Annotated in this window: 18 protein-coding genes and 1 tRNA gene; 8 read left to right on the plus strand and 11 right to left on the minus strand. The window is 66.5% G+C overall.

Annotated features, from left to right (window positions below; genetic code table 11):
- Positions 1 to 72: 72 nt before the first annotated feature.
- Positions 73 to 993 (minus strand): arginase, encoded by a 921-nt coding sequence (rocF, locus tag ACVKN3_RS13715; protein WP_354514698.1) that lies wholly within the window; start codon positions 991 to 993, stop codon positions 73 to 75.
- Positions 994 to 1,167: 174 nt separating this feature from the next.
- Between rocF and ACVKN3_RS13720 the strand changes: the two genes are divergently transcribed.
- A complete protein-coding gene (locus ACVKN3_RS13720; protein WP_051938622.1) occupies positions 1,168 to 1,623 on the plus strand; it encodes an antitoxin Xre/MbcA/ParS toxin-binding domain-containing protein in 456 nt (151 codons plus the stop codon).
- Positions 1,623 to 2,069, plus strand: coding sequence for an RES family NAD+ phosphorylase (locus tag ACVKN3_RS13725; RefSeq protein WP_354514700.1), 447 nt, complete (start codon positions 1,623 to 1,625; stop codon positions 2,067 to 2,069). The genes ACVKN3_RS13720 and ACVKN3_RS13725 overlap by 1 nt, the downstream gene beginning before the upstream one ends.
- Before the next feature lie 9 nt (positions 2,070 to 2,078).
- On the opposite strand, the gene ACVKN3_RS13730 is transcribed toward ACVKN3_RS13725, so the two are convergent.
- Complete coding sequence (locus ACVKN3_RS13730) at positions 2,079 to 3,536, minus strand: carboxylesterase/lipase family protein (protein ID WP_354514702.1); 1,458 nt, start codon at positions 3,534 to 3,536, stop codon at positions 2,079 to 2,081.
- A 37-nt stretch (positions 3,537 to 3,573) separates the two neighbouring features.
- Positions 3,574 to 4,482: an AraC family transcriptional regulator gene (locus ACVKN3_RS13735; protein WP_354514704.1), complete on the minus strand. Its 909-nt coding sequence runs from the start codon at positions 4,480 to 4,482 to the stop codon at positions 3,574 to 3,576.
- Positions 4,483 to 4,649: 167 nt separating this feature from the next.
- On the opposite strand from ACVKN3_RS13735, the gene ACVKN3_RS13740 reads away from it, so the two are divergent.
- A complete protein-coding gene (locus ACVKN3_RS13740) occupies positions 4,650 to 5,480 on the plus strand; it encodes an oxidoreductase (protein WP_354514706.1) in 831 nt (276 codons plus the stop codon).
- A gap of 23 nt (positions 5,481 to 5,503) precedes the next feature.
- Here the strand turns inward: ACVKN3_RS13740 and ACVKN3_RS13745 are convergent.
- From ACVKN3_RS13745 to ACVKN3_RS13760, 4 genes are all read right to left on the minus strand, one after another.
- Positions 5,504 to 5,579 (minus strand) — tRNA-Thr (locus ACVKN3_RS13745).
- Between the two features lie 16 nt (positions 5,580 to 5,595).
- On the minus strand, positions 5,596 to 6,486 hold the full coding sequence (locus tag ACVKN3_RS13750) for an SPOR domain-containing protein (RefSeq protein WP_354514708.1): 891 nt from the start codon (positions 6,484 to 6,486) through the stop codon (positions 5,596 to 5,598).
- Between the two features lie 66 nt (positions 6,487 to 6,552).
- On the minus strand, positions 6,553 to 7,311 hold the full coding sequence (locus ACVKN3_RS13755; RefSeq protein WP_354514710.1) for a type III pantothenate kinase: 759 nt from the start codon (positions 7,309 to 7,311) through the stop codon (positions 6,553 to 6,555).
- On the minus strand, positions 7,308 to 8,288 hold the full coding sequence (locus ACVKN3_RS13760) for a biotin--[acetyl-CoA-carboxylase] ligase (RefSeq protein ID WP_354514712.1): 981 nt from the start codon (positions 8,286 to 8,288) through the stop codon (positions 7,308 to 7,310). The genes ACVKN3_RS13755 and ACVKN3_RS13760 overlap by 4 nt, the downstream gene beginning before the upstream one ends.
- Before the next feature lie 198 nt (positions 8,289 to 8,486).
- Here ACVKN3_RS13760 and ACVKN3_RS13765 point away from each other — a divergent pair, with 198 nt between their 5' ends.
- Together ACVKN3_RS13765 and ACVKN3_RS13770 are read left to right on the plus strand one after the other, a co-directional pair.
- Positions 8,487 to 8,837 carry a hypothetical protein gene (locus ACVKN3_RS13765; RefSeq protein WP_285405632.1) on the plus strand — a complete coding sequence of 117 codons (351 nt, stop codon included), beginning with the start codon at positions 8,487 to 8,489 and terminating at the stop codon, positions 8,835 to 8,837.
- 18 nt (positions 8,838 to 8,855) lie between these two features.
- Positions 8,856 to 9,626 (plus strand): M90 family metallopeptidase, encoded by a 771-nt coding sequence (locus ACVKN3_RS13770; RefSeq protein ID WP_354514713.1) that lies wholly within the window; start codon positions 8,856 to 8,858, stop codon positions 9,624 to 9,626.
- A gap of 46 nt (positions 9,627 to 9,672) precedes the next feature.
- Here ACVKN3_RS13770 and ACVKN3_RS13775 read toward each other — a convergent pair whose 3' ends face one another.
- From ACVKN3_RS13775 to dusA, 4 genes are read right to left on the minus strand one after another with little or no spacing between them, the layout of a single operon-like run.
- Positions 9,673 to 11,058: an ATP-binding protein gene (locus ACVKN3_RS13775; protein WP_354514715.1), complete on the minus strand. Its 1,386-nt coding sequence runs from the start codon at positions 11,056 to 11,058 to the stop codon at positions 9,673 to 9,675.
- 56 nt (positions 11,059 to 11,114) lie between these two features.
- On the minus strand, positions 11,115 to 11,807 hold the full coding sequence (locus ACVKN3_RS13780; RefSeq protein WP_036115892.1) for a response regulator transcription factor: 693 nt from the start codon (positions 11,805 to 11,807) through the stop codon (positions 11,115 to 11,117).
- The gene (locus ACVKN3_RS13785; protein WP_051938619.1) at positions 11,807 to 12,142 is read right to left on the minus strand and encodes a PepSY domain-containing protein; all 336 of its coding nucleotides are present in this window, start codon (positions 12,140 to 12,142) and stop codon (positions 11,807 to 11,809) included. The genes ACVKN3_RS13780 and ACVKN3_RS13785 overlap by 1 nt, the downstream gene beginning before the upstream one ends.
- A 28-nt stretch (positions 12,143 to 12,170) precedes the next feature.
- The gene (gene dusA / locus ACVKN3_RS13790; RefSeq protein WP_354514717.1) at positions 12,171 to 13,184 is read right to left on the minus strand and encodes a tRNA dihydrouridine(20/20a) synthase DusA; all 1,014 of its coding nucleotides are present in this window, start codon (positions 13,182 to 13,184) and stop codon (positions 12,171 to 12,173) included.
- A gap of 91 nt (positions 13,185 to 13,275) precedes the next feature.
- Between dusA and ACVKN3_RS13795 the strand changes: the two genes are divergently transcribed.
- From ACVKN3_RS13795 to ACVKN3_RS13805, 3 genes are all read left to right on the plus strand, one after another.
- A complete protein-coding gene (locus ACVKN3_RS13795; RefSeq protein WP_354514719.1) occupies positions 13,276 to 13,557 on the plus strand; it encodes a hypothetical protein in 282 nt (93 codons plus the stop codon).
- 61 nt (positions 13,558 to 13,618) lie between these two features.
- The gene (locus tag ACVKN3_RS13800; protein WP_354514721.1) at positions 13,619 to 14,317 is read left to right on the plus strand and encodes a site-specific integrase; all 699 of its coding nucleotides are present in this window, start codon (positions 13,619 to 13,621) and stop codon (positions 14,315 to 14,317) included.
- Positions 14,318 to 15,048: 731 nt separating this feature from the next.
- A complete protein-coding gene (locus ACVKN3_RS13805; RefSeq protein WP_354514723.1) occupies positions 15,049 to 15,531 on the plus strand; it encodes a hypothetical protein in 483 nt (160 codons plus the stop codon).
- Positions 15,532 to 15,613 lie beyond the last annotated feature (82 nt).

Raw genomic sequence — 15,613 nt, forward strand, 5'->3', positions numbered from 1 at the left:
CGGACGATAACCGTCCGAGTGTAGCCCGCGACTGCCCCGGCGGCGACCCGTGGCCGCCACCGGAACCCGGGGTCAACGCATGAGCGTGGATTTGCCGAACAGCGATTCGACCAGGTCCACGGCCAGTTTCGCCGTCTGGTTGCGCTTGTCGAACGCCGGGTTGAGCTCGACGATGTCCAGCGAGCCGACCCGGCCGGTGTCCGCGATCATTTCCATGACCAGCTGGGCCTCACGGTAATTGGGGCCGCCACGCACGGTGGTGCCCACGCCCGGGGCGATCGAGGGGTCGAGGAAATCCACATCGAAGCTGACGTGCAGGTGGGTATCCGCGTCCACGCCGGACAGCGCTTCTTCCATCGCGGCCTTGATGCCGATCTCGTCGATGTAGCGCATGTCGTAGATATCGATGCCCACCTCGTGCACGAAGCGCTTCTCGCCCTCGTCCACCGAGCGGATGCCGACCTGCCGGAACACGTCCGGCGTGGTCGCCGGCGCGGTGCCGCCAATATGGGTGAGCACGTCGGGACCGTGCCCGCACAGGCAGGCGACGGGCATGCCGTGGATGTTGCCCGACGGGGTGATCTGGCTGGTGTTGAAGTCCGCATGGGCATCCAGCCACAGCACGCGGAGCTTCTTGCCCGTCTCGCGGCAATGGCGCGCCACGGCGGAGATCGAGCCGATCGCAAGGCAGTGGTCGCCACCGAGCATGATCGGCAGTTGGCCTTCGGTCAGCGCCGCGTGGATGGCATCGTGCACGGCCGTGTTCCAGGCCACCACTTCGTCCAGGTGGCGGTAACCGTTCACCGGCGGCAGCCAAGGGTTGAGCGGGCCGGACAGGTTGCCGCGATCGACCACGTGCATGCCACGGCGGGACAGGCGCTCCGCCAGGCGGGCGACGCGCAGCGCCTCCGGCCCCATGGAACTGCCACGGTGGCCGGCACCGATGTCGGTAGGGGCGCCGATCAGGGCGACGGAACGGGTAAGCGGGCTCATACGATAGGACTCAGCATCCCGCAAGTTTACATGGCGCCCGGAAACAGCCACGTTGCAGCGCGTCAGGGGGTAGCCGATAACCGCGGCGAAGGACGACGAGCGAACGGGACAGGAGCCGCGTGCGGATGCCCGCCAAATGGCGTAGACTTCCGCTCAAATGGAGAGGATTACGTCATGATCGCCTACGTCGCCGATGCCGACCCCATCCGTTATGAACTCCGCGAGACGGTGCATAGCCGCATGGCCCGGCTGCTCGATCTCAAGCTCGAGTCGGATGCGGATGCCGTCCGGCTGGTCAGTCAGGGGATTTCGGTCCATTCCTATCGCCGCGTGGCCGACAAACTGCATTTTCCCGCCAACCTCGTTGCGCCGGAAAGCACGGTGCGCCGTCGCCTCAGCGAAGGCCGCTTCAGCGAAGTCGAATCCGAACGCGTGGTCCGTGTCGCCCGGGTATTCGCGGAAGCCGTCGAACTGTTCGGTGACGAGGCCATGGCGCTCACCTGGTTCAACACGCCGGCCGACTACCTGGACGGCGACCCGCCGGTCACCCCGCTGGCGCTTGCGGCCAGCGACAACGGCGCGCGGCTGATCGAGGCACGCATCCTGCGCACCGCCCACGGCATGTTCTGATGCGCCTGTGGCGTATCTCGTCCTACCCCGGCCTGAGCGGGGTGGGCGGCCAGCATGCCGACGGCCGCTGGCACACGCGGGGCCGCGCCATCCTGTACACCTCCGAGCACCCTGCCCTCGCCATGGTCGAAGCCATGGCGCACATGCGCCTGGGCATCACGGCCATCCCGCTTACGCTCAAGCTGATCGCCATCGACGTGGACGATCGCGCCACTCTGGCGCCGACGCCCCGGCTGCCGTCGGGCTGGCAGGCCAACGAGCCGACCAGCCAGGCCGTCGGCGACGCCTGGCTGGCCCGCAAGGATCACCTGTTACTACCGGTGCCGTCGGCGATCCTCGCGCATGCGACCAACGTGCTGGTGAATCCCGCGCATGCGGACATGGCACGCTGCGTGACCGAGGTCGAGGTGGAGCCGTTCTGGTTCGATCGGCGCTATCTGCGCTGAGGGCTGGCTTCAGAAAAGTGACAGGTGACCGCCGCCTTCGACATAGGCGTCGTAGAACCGGCGCTTCTTCGCATCGAGCATGGGCTCACCCTGCATGCGATCGCCAAGACGCATCATCATCGGCGCCGCTGGCGCATACCGGGGCCATGCGACCTGCCCCTCAACGGTGGGTCGTCCCGTCTTGACGAAGCTCAGCCAGTACGCGGTCATCGTATCGGCAATGACACGATCGCGTGGCTGGAAAGCCCGTCCTTTCGCCGCGTCGAGATTGCCTAGCGCATAAGGAATCTCCGAGCTGTGGAACGCGCCGAAGGCTTCCGAACCGGGTTCGACATGATCGAACAGGTAAAGGTAGATCGGTTGATGACTTGCCGCGGCACGCGCCCTTGCCCAGCGCTCCGTGGCGGCCATGCCTCGCTCGCGGCGCAGGCGCCGTTCCGCGGCATCGGCGTCGCCGGACGCTTCGTCCGCCGTCATGCCGGCAAGGATGGGCGTGTCGATAAACGTGCCGGCGACACTGGCATAGGGGTTGGACGGAATCAGCCGTCCGTCGATCACCGGCGCGAACGTCATCATCCCTTCGTCGGCCTGACGGGCCGCCTGCGCCACCTGCGATGCAGGCAGACGACGCAGTTCATCAATGGTGCGTACGCCTGCCGCGGCCAGGACTTTCTTGCCCGTTGCCTGCGCCTGCGCAAGGGTTCGGGGCGCTATGCCCATGCCGGGACCGCTTTGCGAGATGACCTGCTGGAACAGGCCTTTCGCGGCGGGCGCCACCATCAGGTCGTGGATCGCCATGGAGCCCGCCGACTGGCCCGCGAGCGTGATGCGCGACGGATCGCCGCCGAACGCCCGCGCGTTGTCCCTGATCCAATGCAGCGCGAGCAACAGGTCCTCGATGCCGTAGTTACCCGGCGCACCCTCGGCGGCAGAGAGCTCCGGAGGCGCGAGGAACCCGAAGACGCCGAGGCGGTAGTTCACCGTGATCACGATGATGCCGCCGCGTGCCAGCGTAGCGCCGTTATAGATCGGCACCGATCCCGAGCCACCGGCAAAGCCGCCGCCGTGGACCCAGACCATGATCGGCAGGCCCGCATGTGGTGCCGTGGCGGCGGACGGGCGCCAGACATTCAGCGACAGGCAGTCCTCGCTCACCTCGCCCTGCACGAGGTACTCCGGCGTGTACGGACCGAAGCTGCCGCCGACGTCTTGCTGGCAGGCGGGGCCGAAGGCCGTGGCCATACGGGTGGTCTGCCATGCCGGCGCCGGTCGCGGCGAGCGCCATCGACCCTCACCCGCCGTGGTGGCGCCGTAAGGGATGCCGAGGAAGGTATCGACTCCCGCAGAGCTCGTACCGGCGAGCACGCCCTGCGTCACTCGAACGAGGGGAGGCTTCGCCATGCATGCCGCGCCAGACAGCGTGGCGATGGCGATAAAGGCGATGAAAACCCGTCGAACGTCGATCATGGATCTTTCCTCGGTGGCTCGGTTGGCTGGGCGACGCTCAATGGGACGACACGAAGCCCGACGGCGTCAGTGCTTCCGGCATGGCGAAGTCCCGTCGCATCCGTGCCACTTCCTCCACGGGAGGGCGACCGAACAGGCGCTTGAATTCACGACTGAACTGCGAGGCGCTTTCGTAGCCGACGGCGGCCGCGGCCGCCGCGGCCGTCGTGTCCTGGCGAAGCATGTGCAGCCTCGCCTGGTGCAGCCGGGTCGATTGCACGTAGCGCATCGGCGACGTGCCGGTCATCGCGCGAAAATGGGCATGAAACGTCGGCACGCTCATGGCCGCCTCATCGGCCAGGCGATCGACGCTGAGGGCCTTGTCGTACTCGCTGTGGATCAAACGGATCGCGCGCGCCACCCTGCCGAATCGCCCCTGCTGGGCCAGCGCGGCACGCATCGAGCCGCCCTGCGCGCCGCACAGCACGCGGAAGTAGATCTCCCGCACCATGGCCGGGCCAAGCAGTTCGCCCTCCGGCGCATTCGCCAGCGCCTCGAGCAGTCGCAGCACCGCCATCGACAGCGAGGCTTCCATCGGCGAGGAATACAGCCCGCGGGGCTCAGCCGTGGCGATGCCTTCGTGGCGGTCCAGTTGCTCGCACAGGTCGAGGGCCATGGCGCTGTCCAGGCGAAGGTAGATCGCCAGCAGCGGCTCCTGCGCCGTGGCATGCGTCTCCATCGTGAAGGGCACCGGCACGGACACGACGAGGTAGTGCTGGTCGTCGTAGACGAAGGTCTGACGCCCCAGGAAGCCTCGCTTGCTTCCCTGGACCACGATGACGATGCCGGGCTCGTACAGCACGGGCGTACGACTCAGCGGTCGATCGGCGCGAAGCAGGCGCACGTCGGGCAGGCACGTCAGTGTGTATCCCTCGTCGCGGGCCATCCCGCGGAGAAGACCGATCATGCGCTGACGCCGGCGGTGGCTATCGTCCATCGCGCCAATGTCCCTCATCCCATGCGTCGATGCAAACCGGCCTCATAGGATCAGGCAATAGCCCAAGAGACCAGGCCATGGGATGCAACGTCCACGGGAACTACCTTGGTCGGCATCTCATACGAAAAGGCCAGGCCATGGGCAGCAAGACATGTTTCATCACCGGCGTCAGCAGCGGCTTCGGGCAGGCGTTGTCGCGCGAAGCCCTCGCGGCCGGCCATCGCGTCATCGGCACCGTGCGGAGCGAAGATGCCCGCTTCGCATTCGAAGCCCTGGACGCCACGCGCGCGCATGCGGTCATCCTCGATGTCACCGACCACGACGCGATCCCCGGAATCGTCGCCGATGTCGAATCGCGCCATGGCGCCGTCGATGTGCTGGTCAACAACGCGGGCTACGGCCACGAGGGCATCCTGGAGGAGTCGCCCATGGAAGAGATGCGTCGGCAGTTCGAGGTCAACGTCTTCGGCGCCGTGGCCGTGACGAAAGCCTTCGTGCCGAGGTTCCGCGAACGCCGCCGCGGCCACATCGTCAACATCACTTCCATGGGCGGCTTCATCACCATGCCGGGCATTGCCTACTACTGCGGCAGCAAGTTCGCCCTGGAAGGCATCAGCGAGGTACTGGGAAAAGAGTTGGCACCGTTCGGCGTTCACGTCACGGCCGTCGCGCCGGGCAGCTTCAGGACGGACTGGGCCGGGCGATCCATGCAGCGCACGCCTCGCAGCGTTGCCGACTACGACGCATTATTTGAACCGATAAGGCGGGCAAGGAAGGAAAAAAGTGGCCACCAGCTGGGCGACCCCACACGGGCGGGCAAGGCGATACTCGCGTTGATCGACCTGCCCGATCCACCCGCGCACCTTCTGCTGGGCAGCGACGCACTTGACCTGGTGCGCGGCAAACTGGGCACCATGGCGGCGGACATCGATCGCTGGGAGGCGTTGTCGAGATCGACCGACGGTTGAGGCCGATCGGGATTTTCGCGGGGTGGTGCCGACACCCGGATTCGAACTGGGGACCTACCGCTTACAAGGCGGTTGCTCTACCAACTGAGCTATGCCGGCGAAGTGCGGAAGTTTATCAGAAGCAACCCGTGGGTCGAGTGGTCACGGCAGGGTTGCGCAGGCCCTTGCGGAGGTCGCTGCCGCCATCCTCGGGCACCACCACGTCCAGCCACCACACGGGCGTGGTCTCGGTACGTTCGCTCATGCGGGCCGGGAAACCGGCGGCGGCCACTTCGTCGCGGCGCTTGCGCGCGTTCGCCGGGTCGTGAAACAGGCCAAGGGCCACGGAGTTCTGCAGCTCACCCTGCACCGTCACCACGAAATAATCCTTGATGCCCTTGGCCTCCAGTCGACGGGCCTGCGCCAGCGCCTGCTCGCGCGTGGCCTGCGCGGGCAGGAACACCCGCCAGCCGCGGGACTCGCTGGCCTGCTCCTGGCGCTGGCGACTGCGCACCGTGCGCGAGGCGATGGCCGTGCGCGCGGCGCGCAGGTCCACCTGGTTGGCGAACGGACCCACGGCGAGGCAGCGATAGGCGCGTTTGGGGCTGGTCGGTGCCGGAACGGCCGGCGGTGGTGTCGTGGGCAAGGAGGATGACGGTGCCTTCGCTTTGGCGGCGGCCGCTGCCAAGGCGGACGTCGCCAAGGCGCCGGACACGGGCGCAATCGGTGCAGAGGCAGCGGGTGTGGATGCGGGGACCGATGCCTGGGTGGTTGCCGTCGCCGGCGATGCATTCGAAGACGCCGGTGCCGCGGCGGACGTCGGCACCGCAAGCGCGGCATGGACCGGCGCGGCGGCAAGTGGCGCTACGGTAGCCGCCGGCGCCGGCACCTCGGCCAACAGCTTGAGCCGAGGCACGCCGCTGTCGGTGGGGTCCACCGCATGGGTGCCGGTGTCGCCCAGCAGCAGCCACGCGGCTACCGCGATGTTGAGGGCGATCAGCAAGACGAAGAACAAACGCAGCAGCATGGTGGCCTTGGGCGTGACGTTGGACCTGCGCGCGTTCCCCTGGTCAGAACCGGCGGCGTCGGGATTCTAGGCGATATCGACGGTGGCGGTGTGCACCGTGGCCCATACGGCCAGCCCACGCAGCACGGTATCGGGCACGAGCATGACCTCGTTCTCGAGCAGCGGGGCCAGCACGGCGGCGTCGCCCCCGCCCAGGGTCACGGTGGGGTGTCCGCCGAGGGTGTCCCGCGAGCGCTCGACGAAACGATCGACCAGGGCCGCGCAGGCCTGCCAGCAGCCCGAGGCCAGGCCGTCGGCGGTGTTGTCGGCCAGATCGCGAACGTTGCCCGCGGTCGATGGGCGCACCTGCACGGTGGCCCCGAGCACGGATTGCTGCATCAGCAACGGGCCCGGCGCGATCCAGCCGCCGAGGTGCCGGCCTTCCGCATCCAGCGCATCCAGGGTGAGCGCCGTGCCCACGCTGGCCAGGACACAGGGCGAGCGTCCCGCCGCATGCGCATCCACCAGCGCCAGGAAGCGATCCACCCCCAGGCGCTGCGGCTCCGCGTACGCGTTGGTCACGCCGCAGGCCTGCGCCGGCGTGCGCACCCACTCGGCCTTGAGACCGAACGCCTTGCGCGCCGCCACATCCACCGCGGTTTCCCGCGCGGAGTCCACGACGGAGGCGCCGACGACCCGCGTCGGTGTCGGCCACGCGGCCCACAGCACGGCCAGTTCGTGCGCGATGTCGGCATCCCAGCCGAACGCACCCCGATGGGTGAAGGTGGTGCCGTCCAGCAAGGCGAACTTCAGGCGGGTGTTACCCAGGTCCAGCAACAGGATCACATGCCGCTCCTGCGCACGGAGACATCCGCGCTGTCAACCGTCACCGACTCGCCGTCGGCGCGGCGCACGCGCAGCGCCCCGCGCTCGTCCACACCTTCACCCATGGCGTTGTATTCGCCGCGCGGATCGATGACGCGCAGCGGCTGGTCGCGCAGCAAGTCGTTGGCGGCGTACTCCGCGGCGAAGGCCGAAAAGCCGCGACGCTCGAAGGCAAGCAGCCCTTCCGCCAGCGCGGAGACCACCGCCGTGGCTACCTGGTTGCGTCCCGGCGGCTGCCCACCGGCCAGATCGGCCAGGTCGGTCACCGGCTGGGCGGCACGCTCGCGCAGGGTATCGGGCAGGCGGATATTGAGGCCGACACCGATGATGGCCGCGCAGGGCCCGGAATATTCACCGGACAGTTCGACCAGGATGCCGGCCAGCTTGGCGTGCCCCGCAAGCACATCGTTCGGCCACTTCAGGCCGGCCGTGCGGATGCCCAGGTCGTCCAGCGCGCGGATCAGCATGACCCCGACCGCCAGCGACAACCCGGACAGCGACGCGAACCCGCTGTCGAACCGCTTGAGCACCGACAGGTACAGGTTCATGCCCGGCGGCGACAGCCACACGCGCCCACGACGCCCACGTCCGGCCGATTGCGTCTCGGCCATGACGAACGCGAGGTCGTCCAGGGTGGGGATGCGTCGCGCCAGCTCGCTCGAGGTGGAGTCGATCTCCCAGTGGGTTTCCAGCATGCCGACCCGGGGCGAGATCTCCGGCGCCAGCGAGGCGCGGATGCGCTGGGCGTCGAGCAGCTCCGTGGTCCATGGCAGGCGGTAACCCCCGCCGACCTTGGCCTCCACCGGCACGCCCTTGAGCCGCAGGGATTCGATCTGCTTCCACACGGCCGCACGCGTGACACCGGCCTGCCGGGCCAGGGTGGCACCGGACACGGCGTCGCCGCCGGCGAGGGCTTCCATGAGGTCGCGAGCGAGCATGGGCTACCGTGGGCCGTCAGGCGGCCGGTGTCGGGGAGGGAAGGAGCCGGGACATTACGCAATTCTAGGGCAGCGGGAAGGATTTCGCCCGCGTTGGCCCGGGAGGGCCGATGACGGACCTCCAGCACTGGCACCTACGCGATATTTCTGAGAGGATCGGTCGTCCCCCGGCATGTCCGGGGCCCACGGGGTATACCGATGAACGCCAGACCGTACATCTTCGGATGGCTGTGCCTCGTCGGTGCCATCGGCACCGCCGCCGCGTCCGACGCCCGCATGACCAGCAACCTGCTCTCCCTGGGCCGGTCGGTCGCGTCGTCGACGTCGTTCGATGCCGGTTCCACCTCGCGCTCCGGGCAGGACAGCGGCCGCGACAGCGCCGCTACGGACACGGCGCGCCCGTTCCATGGGGTACCCGGCACGCGGGGCCAGGGCCAGATTCCCATGCCGCCGCCGGTGGATGCCGACGCCGACACGCACGACGGCTCGTCGGGCGGTCGCTCCTCGGGGCCAAGCTGGCAGTCGATGCTTCCCGGGTCCATTTTCTAGAACGGCCCGGATCGTTCCTTGGGCGTTCTTTCCTCGTGGCTTGCGCGTTTTCGCGCGCCGATTCCTCCGATCGACGACACGCTGTGGGCGCAGGCGGTGGCACGGTTGCCGCTGGCACGCGCACTGGACCCGCCGCGTGCGCGCTACCTGCGCGAGCTGGCCACCCTGTTCCTGCATACCAAGCGGTTCCACGCGCTGGGCGGCGCGGTGCTCGACGATTTCTGGCGACTGGCCATCGCCATGCAGGCCAGCCTCCCCGCCCTGCCGCACGGCCCGAAAGCCTTCAAGGGCTGGACCAACGTGCTGGTCTATCCGGGGCAGTTCAACGTCCGGCGCAGCCGCCACGACCCGCCGACCGGCGTGGTAACCGAGAGCGACGACACGCTGATCGGCGAAGCATGGGAGCGGGGACCGATGGTGCTCTCGCTCGCCGATGTCGCCCTGGACATCGAGGCGCCGTGGGACGGTGTCAATGTGATCGTGCACGAGATGGCGCACAAGCTGGACATGCTGGCGCGCCCGGCCAACGGTGTGCCGCCCCTGCCGCCGGGCATCGATCGGCGCGAGTGGATCGCCACCATGCAGCGGGGCTTCGAACGCCTGTCGCGCGCCGCGGATCGTGGGCGCGAGACGGCCATCGACCCGTACGGCGCGGAAGCCCCCGAGGAATATTTCGCCGTGACCAGCGAGATGCATTTTTCGCAGCCGGCGGCGCTACGTGAGGCGGAGCCGGCGGTGGCCCGGCTGCTCGAGGCCTTCTATGGGCCCTCACCCGCCGATCAGGGCTGAGAGCCATCGGGTGCGGCTGCCTGCCTGCGCAGGCAACACGGTAAAATCAGGCCGGCGGGATGCGCACGCTGAAGCGGGCGCCGCCCAGTTCCTCGGAATGGTCGACGTGGAGTTCGCCCTGGTACGCCTTGACGATGTCCTGCACGATGGACAAACCGATGCCGTGGCCCTGCACCCGCTCATCGCCACGGACACCGCGCTGCAGGATCAGGTCGATCTTGTCGTCGGGGATACCCGGGCCATCGTCTTCAACGATCAGCTCCAGGCCGGCGCGGCCGCGCACCTTCGCCACCGAGCGTGCGGTGAGCAGCACACGATGCGAGGCCCACTTGAAGGCGTTCTCGACCAGGTTGCCCATCAGTTCGAGCAGGTCGCCCTGCTCCCCCGGGAAGGTCACACCGTCCTCGATCTCGAATTCGCACAGCACGTTCTTGGCGGCGTAGACCTTTTCCAGGCTCTGCACCAGGTCTTCCGCATGCCCGGCGATCGGCTCGACCGAGGCGATGGTGCGTCGGCCCGAGGTGGCCGCGCGCGACAACTGGTAGGCCACCAGTTCGTCCATCTTGCGCACCTGCTCGAGGATATCCCCGCGCAGGCTGCGGGCGTCGGCATCGTTTTCCAGCTGCGAACGCACCACCGCCAGCGGCGTCTTCAGGCTGTGCGCGAGGTCGGCCAGGGTGTCGCGATAACGCGTGCGCTGCTCGCGCTCGCTGTCGATGAAGGCGTTGAGGCGCTTGGTCAGCACCGTCAGCTCCATCGGGTAGGGGCCGTCCAGGTGGTCGCGCGCGCCACGCTCGATGTGGGCGAGATCGCTGGACACGCGACGCAGCGGCAGCAGGCTCCAGCGCAGCAGGAACAGCTGCAGCAGCATCAGCATCATGCCCAGCATGGCCAGCCAGAGGAACTGCGTACGGCGGTATGTCGCCACCTGCCGCTCGAACTGGTCTTCCGTCTGTGCCACCGCGAAGGTCAGCGGCACGCTGCGCTTCTCGGTGCTGTCCAGCGACACGCCGTAACTGAAGACATACAGCTTGCCGCTGCGGGTTTCCACCGGCTCGAAGGCGGTCTCGCCCGGCGCCAGCATGCGCACGAAATCGAAATCGCGGCCCAGCGCCGACGACGACTCCCAGCGAAAGCCCTCGTTGCCGACGATGATGGCGTACAGGCCCGAGCCCGGCCGCGAGAAATCGGGGTTGGGCTGGCTGTCCGGGGTGGTGACCTTGCCGGCGCGGGTGATGTCCGTACCGGTGATATACGCGATGGCGTAGTTGTGCAGCCGATCGTGCATGGCCGACAGCTCGGAGGCGTAGTTGGCCTTGTTCTGCGCCAGGCCGGTGAGGCCAAGGAACGCCGCCAGCGCAAAGCCGGTGGCCAGCGCGGCGCGCGCGGCCAGCGACAACGGCCGTCGTTTGATCGGTGAAGCGTTATCCATGCTTCCGGCTACCTCGGGACGGCGCGGTGGTGAGGCGGCGCCGTCCACGGTTTCGATCAGTCTTCGTCGGCTTCGTTCCGCGGAATGGCGAAACGGTAGCCGCGACCGCGGACGGTCTCGATCGGCTTGAGCGCGCTTTCCGGATCCAGCTTGCGGCGCAGGCGGCCGATGAAGACCTCCAGCACGTTGGAGTCGCGGTCGAAGTCCTGCTGGTAGATGTGCTCGGTGAGATCGGCCTTGGAGACCAGCTCGCCCGCGTGCAGCATCAGGTATTCCAGCACTTTGTACTCATAGCTGGTCAGGTCGACCTGACGACCTTCGACGGTGACCGTCTGCGCCGTGGTGTCGAGCTTGATCGGCCCACAGGCCAGCACCGGCTTGGACCAGCCGCTGGCGCGACGGACCAGCGCATTGATGCGGGCCAGCAGCTCCTCGACATGGAACGGCTTGACCAGGTAATCGTCGGCGCCGTGCTTGAGGCCTTCGACCTTGTCCTGCCAGCTGCCGCGCGCCGTGAGGATCAGGATCGGGTAGCGCTGGCCGTGCTCGCGCAGCGCCTTGACCAGGTCCATGCCCGAGAGCTTGGGCAGCCCCAGGTCGATGATGGCCAGGTCGAAGGGCACCTCGCGGCCGAGGTAGAGCCCCTCTTCGCCGTCCTGGGCCGCGTCGACGGCGAAGCCATCGCGTTTCAGGCGCGCGGCGAGGGTCTCGCGAAGCGGTGCCTCGTCCTCAACGAGCAGGATGCGCATCAATGTTTCTCCTTGTTGTCCCCGGCACTGAGGTCCAGGGGCTTGGCGGTTTCGGTTCGGACGGGGACGACGCGGACGTGACCGTCCAGCGTCAGCACCTTGACCCGGTATTCGGTGATCCGGCCGCGCTCCACGAGCCGCGTATCCGCCGACAGCACTTTCCCCCCGGTTTCCTTCTGCACCTTGCTAACGGCCTGTTCGAGCGTCAGCGACTGTTCCGCCTGGGCAGCCACGGGCAGCGCGACGCAGAACGCGGCGAAAATTAGCGGAAGAAACGTGATTTTCATGTCTGGCGCGGCACGACGGCGGACGGCAAGTGGCACGATCATGCCCATGGCCTACCCGCCTGAAGCTGAACGAAACCTAGGCGGCCTGCCGCAAAGGTGCCATGGCGGCCTCGATCAGGCGCCAATCGGCGCCCGGAAGGTGCGCGCCCTCGCTCAATTGGCGCCGGAAGCCGCGTGCACCGGGCTCGCCCTGGAACAGTCCCAGGATGTGCCGGGTGATGTGCTTGAGCTGGGTGCCCCTGGCCAGTTCGGCGTCTATATAGATGCGCATGCGCTCCAGCACCTGGGCCCGGTCGGGCACCGGCGCGCCGTAGAGGTCAGCCTCCAGCCGGGCCAGCACGAAGGGGTCGTGGTACGCCGCCCGTCCCAGCATCACGCCATCCACCCGGGCCAGGTGCTCGCGCACCGCCTCCACCGTGGTGATGCCGCCGTTGATCACGACGGTGAGCTGGGGGAACTCACGCTTCAGGCGGTAGACCCGCTCGTAGTCCAGCGGCGGGATCTCACGATTCTCCTTGGGGCTGAGCCCTTCCAGCCACGCCTTGCGCGCATGCACCACCAGGATGCCCACGCCGGCCTCGACCATGCTGGTGGTGAAGCGCTGCAGGTCCTCGTAGGCATCCTGGTCATCCACGCCGATGCGGCATTTGACCGTGACCGGCACGTCCACCACGTCGGCCATGGCCCGCACGCACTCGCCGACCAGGGCCGGCTCGCGCATCAGGCAGGCGCCGAACTTGCCGGACTGCACGCGATCCGACGGGCAACCCACGTTGAGGTTGATCTCGTCGTAACCCGCCGCGGCGCCCATGACCGCGGCCTTCGCCAGCTCCACCGGGTCGCTACCGCCCAGTTGCAGGGCCACGGGGTGTTCCTCGTGGCTATGCTCCAGCAGGCGCAGCTGGTTGCCGCGCACCAGCGCCGCACTGGTGACCATCTCGGTGTAGAGGCGGGCGTGCGGGGAAAGCAGCCGGTGGAAGTAGCGGCAGTGTCTATCGGTCCAGTCCATCATCGGTGCCACCGACAAAGCCCACAGTCCCGAAATAGCGGGATTTTGGCTGTCTGATGCGGGCTGGAGGAGACTTTTCATGTAGCACTTTCTCGGGATTTTCGGAGCGTTTTGGGGCGTTTCTGACTTCTCAGTGCTACATTTGCTGCTACGAAACAAGGAATGTAGCACCGTGGGTGCCATTACTTTACGCCGGCGCCGCAATGGCGCGGCCAGTTACACCGCGCAGATCCGATTGAAGCGCGGCGGACAGATTATCCACACCGAGGCGGAGACCTTCGACCGCAAGCAACACGCCCAGGAGTGGATGCGTCGACGAGAGGCAGAACTGGACAAGATGCGCGCCCGAGGCCAGCTGGGCAGTGCGAAGGATACGCTAGGCGACTTGGTACGGTGGTACCGCGACACGATCGGACCCACAGCCGGTTGGGACGCACGAAAGCAGCAGACCTAGAGCGCATCCAGCGCTACCCGATCGCCAATCGCCCGCCGTCGGGCTGACATCCCAGGACTTCGTGGACGATGTGATGTCTCGGCGCGCTGAGGGTGCGGCCGCGGCGACCGCCGGCAACGATCTAGTCTGGTTCGACCAAGTGCTGCGGTCAGCTGGCCACTCACGAAACATCCCCGTCAGCCTTGAGCCGCTCTCCGCAGCGCGGCACGAGCTCAGGGCGCGCAAGGTCGTCGTCAAGAGCGCCTGGCGTGATCGACGGCTAACTGCTGACGAGGACAAGAAGCTGCTCTCGCACTTCAGCGCGCCCGACGTGCGTGCGTCCATCCCCATGCTCGACATCTACCAGTTTGCGCTGGCCACCGCTCGCCGGCAGGAGGAAATCACCCGCCTGCGCTGGGACGACCTGGACCGCGACAAAGGCATCGCCTGGCTCAATGACGTGAAGCACCCCACGCGCAAGAAGGGAAACCGTCAGGCGTTCCGCATGCTGCAGGGCGGGTGGGCGATCGTTGAACGTCAGCCGCGGGGCGAACTGGTCTCCCCCTACGACAGCCGCTCGATCGGTGCCGCGTTCCGCCGCGCGTGCAAGGTGCTCGGCATTCAAGACCTGCACTTTCACGACCTTCGTCACGAGGCCACCAGTCGCCTGTTCGAGCGCGGGTACCAGATTCACGAGGTGGCGCAGTTCACGTTGCATCAGTCGTGGCAGACGCTTCGGCGCTACGCGCAGCTGCGGCCGGAAGATCTCCCCGAGCGGTAAGCCTGGACGGCTGGAGACGGCTGACCTCGGCGCCCTCCGACGACTATGGCGGTGAGTCCGTCCCGTTTGATGGGTCCAGTGCGCGCGCTATACGCTCGGCAATGTTTGGCTTCGTCGGAAAATAGCGATAAAGGCGATATTCGCGAAATCAAGGCGTAAATATGCGCAATATCAGTGGTTTAGCGTGCCTTGTTGAAGACGATTTTTTGGCGATATCAGGGCGATAAAATTGCTCTATATAACAGTGATATTTCGATCTATATAAATCAATTACTTATCCGAATATCGCCATTCGTATCGCCCTTGCCAGCGATATAATTTTCGTTGGCGCGCAAGGGCTGCGGCCCGATTTCATGTAGTTGTCGCCTTTATCGCCGTAGCTGGGAGCGCTGAAGGGAAGGCCGGCGAAATCGGGGAACAACCGCAGTATCGAGAAGTTTTGTTGAGAACGATTCTCGATAAATATTTTACATAGGCATATCAGACAGGCTTCTAGTGCCGAACGGACGAGGATGCAGAGCGCGAAGTTCAACTGGGTCAAATAGCGCGTTCTCCGCGGCGTCTACGTCACCGCGGCAGCGGTGCTGGGCTCGTTGACTGTCTTAGCTGTCCAACTTCCCCATGATGCGAGCGAGACCCTAGCCGCTTGGGTGCAAGCCTTCGGGTCGATCGTCGCTATCGCAGTCGCGTACTTGGTAGGGGCGAGGCAGAGCCAGTCAGCCATTGAAGCCGTGGAAGCTGCGCAGCGCGGGGAGCTCGAGAGTACAAAGGGCGGCCTCTTCGCGGTCGTCCAGGCGGCGTTCGATCAAACTGAGGCAATTAGCCTTGTGATGAACAGGGAAGTTCCCAGGGAAAGCCTGCATGAGGTGTACCACCGTGTTGTCACCCAGCGTTACATCAGAGCTCTTGAGGCGCTCCCCTTATTTGAATTCGGGGCAAAAGGTGGTGTGGCTGCCATCCTGAGTATGCGGGACCAATTCCTTTTTCTTGAGGAGGCGCTCGAACTCTACTTAGCTGGTCCTTGGAAATATCCTGAACTCAGGAAAACTCTGGACAGCTTCATTCGCCCCGAAGATAGGCACGAATTGAGCAGCGCGCTCGATCGCGCAAATGCCGTTCTTATCCACAATGTACGCGTCCATTTGGCCGAGATATCGAGCAATTACGAACTTATACGCGGCTCGATGCTTACTGCCCAACACGGCCAGTCCTAGATCGCCATCAGGTGCCTCAATTCGCATCACGACCGAGCACGGTTGGACCCCTGTAACCTGGGCGACACCGGGGCGCGCACAC

Source organism: Luteibacter sp. PvP120, from assembly GCF_054055715.1.

Bases quoted from the DNA above. Each gene is read 5' to 3' on its own strand.
- ACVKN3_RS13785 (WP_051938619.1), bottom strand. From the start codon at position 12,142: ATGGGCATGATCGTGCCACTTGCCGTCCGCCGTCGTGCCGCGCCAGAC.
- ACVKN3_RS13765 (WP_285405632.1), top strand. From the start codon at position 8,487: ATGAACGCCAGACCGTACATCTTCGGATGGCTGTGCCTCGTCGGTGCC.
- ACVKN3_RS13720 (WP_051938622.1), top strand. From the start codon at position 1,168: ATGATCGCCTACGTCGCCGATGCCGACCCCATCCGTTATGAACTCCGC.
- dusA (WP_354514717.1), bottom strand. From the start codon at position 13,184: ATGAAAAGTCTCCTCCAGCCCGCATCAGACAGCCAAAATCCCGCTATT.
- ACVKN3_RS13760 (WP_354514712.1), bottom strand. From the start codon at position 8,288: ATGCTCGCTCGCGACCTCATGGAAGCCCTCGCCGGCGGCGACGCCGTG.
- ACVKN3_RS13750 (WP_354514708.1), bottom strand. From the start codon at position 6,486: ATGCTGCTGCGTTTGTTCTTCGTCTTGCTGATCGCCCTCAACATCGCG.
- ACVKN3_RS13780 (WP_036115892.1), bottom strand. From the start codon at position 11,807: ATGCGCATCCTGCTCGTTGAGGACGAGGCACCGCTTCGCGAGACCCTC.
- ACVKN3_RS13735 (WP_354514704.1), bottom strand. From the start codon at position 4,482: ATGATCGGTCTTCTCCGCGGGATGGCCCGCGACGAGGGATACACACTG.
- rocF (WP_354514698.1), bottom strand. From the start codon at position 993: ATGAGCCCGCTTACCCGTTCCGTCGCCCTGATCGGCGCCCCTACCGAC.
- ACVKN3_RS13775 (WP_354514715.1), bottom strand. From the start codon at position 11,058: ATGGATAACGCTTCACCGATCAAACGACGGCCGTTGTCGCTGGCCGCG.
- ACVKN3_RS13725 (WP_354514700.1), top strand. From the start codon at position 1,623: ATGCGCCTGTGGCGTATCTCGTCCTACCCCGGCCTGAGCGGGGTGGGC.
- ACVKN3_RS13730 (WP_354514702.1), bottom strand. From the start codon at position 3,536: ATGATCGACGTTCGACGGGTTTTCATCGCCTTTATCGCCATCGCCACG.
- ACVKN3_RS13740 (WP_354514706.1), top strand. From the start codon at position 4,650: ATGGGCAGCAAGACATGTTTCATCACCGGCGTCAGCAGCGGCTTCGGG.